At 33.7% G+C, this 1,598-nt stretch carries 1 protein-coding gene and 1 pseudogene; both read right to left on the bottom strand.

Annotation, left to right across the window (positions count from 1 at the left end):
• Window positions 1-4 precede the first annotated feature (4 nt).
• Window positions 5-835 (bottom strand): annotated as a pseudogene (locus EF384_RS09480) (IS3 family transposase); the annotation flags it as partial.
• Complete coding sequence (locus tag EF384_RS09475; protein ID WP_233570091.1) at window positions 796-1,467, bottom strand: helix-turn-helix domain-containing protein; 672 nt, start codon at window positions 1,465-1,467, stop codon at window positions 796-798. The gene EF384_RS09475 and the pseudogene EF384_RS09480, both read right to left, overlap by 40 nt.
• Window positions 1,468-1,598 lie beyond the last annotated feature (131 nt).

Genomic DNA, 1,598 nt, shown 5'->3' with positions numbered 1-1,598 from the left:
TTTTTTATGCTGGAATACGCAATCCCATGCTAAGTGGAACTCGCTCCATATTATAAAATTCAATATAAGATTGAAGTGCATCATTTAACTCTTCAAACGTATCGTATGCTTCTAATTGTGGCATTTCTGATTTCAGAATACCCCAGAAGCTTTCCATCGGACCGTTATCTATACATTTACCCACTCTGGACATGCTATGTATTACATCGTTTCTAGAAATATATTCTCTAAAAAAATGAGAAGTATATTGAAATCCACGATCACTGTGGATCAATGTTTTATTCGGGATAAGTTGATTTTCAATTTGTGAAAACGTATCTCGAACTAAGGCATTGTTATTGTGGTGTGAGAGTTTGAATGCTATTATTTTTTGGACACCATAATCTAAAATAGCGCTTAGATATGCTTTTGAATTATTACCGTAAGGTAATTCTGTTACATCTGTAAGTAGCACTTCCATTGGCTTGTATTCTTCTTGGAATGCTCTATTTAAGATGTTTTCTGCCACATGATTAGGTGTATGCGGTTTGTAATTATATCTTTTTTGACGAATAACAGCTTTTAATTTCAATAATTTCATTAATCGATGAACACACTTATGGTTTACTTTAGCACCTAAGTAATGATTTAGATAAATGGTTATCCGACGATAACCATAAATACCATTAAATTTATTATAAGTATGGACAATCATTTCAATAAGCTTTTCTAGACGCTGACCTTTGGGGGATGGTTTGCGATTCAACCATTTATAGTAACCGGCTCTACTGACTTTTAAAGCTTTACATAAATGCACTATTTTGACTCCTTCTTGTTGTAAATTTTTAATGGTTTGATATTCGACTTCATACCTTGTTTGCGTAACATCAACTCTCTTTCCACTTCTCTCCGCTTTTTTATTGCTGCATTTTCTGTTTCTAAGTACTCATTTTTAGCCTCCAGTGCGGCAATTTCTGCCTTTAACTTCTCTTCATTTGTTTGTAAACTACCAGGTTTCCGCCGTCCACGATTATCGCTAAGTCCATCAGGACCGTATTCTTTATACTTTTTAACCCACGAATACACATTGTTGTAGGATACATGATGTTTCTGAGCTGTTTCTTTATAAGACAATTCATTGGCCAAGCAATCTTTGACAATCATTATTTTTTCTTCTGTGGTCGTTTTTCTGCTTTTCATTTTATACACCTCGGGTAATGGAAAATAATTACGGTTTTCTTCACCCTTAGTATACTTGATTATCCAATTTCCAACAGTTGCATCTGAAGGAATATTATACTTACGTGCAATCCCAGCTATTGTTTGATCAGAAGTAAAATACTCCTCAACAATAGCTTGCTTAAACTCTTGACTATAATGATTGTTGGTTTTACTTGACTGAATACCAGAAATGCCGTGCTCTTTATATCGTAGAATCTTGCGGCGAAATTTACTTTCTACAAGCTTTAAACCATAGGTTTCTTGCAACTCACTGATACTTACGCCTTCCTGTAAATATAATTTAATAAAATATTCTAATTCAGATACTGTATGTTTACTATTTGAACGCAAAAAAACTCCCCCTAAAGTAGATTTACTTTTTTAAGTGTCTACTTTAG

The organism is Aerococcus agrisoli (assembly GCF_003797145.1).
GTDB lineage: Bacteria > Bacillota > Bacilli > Lactobacillales > Aerococcaceae > Aerococcus > Aerococcus agrisoli.
The sequence above is the reverse complement of the archived record's forward strand: the minus strand, read 5'-3'. Positions and strand labels throughout refer to the sequence as shown.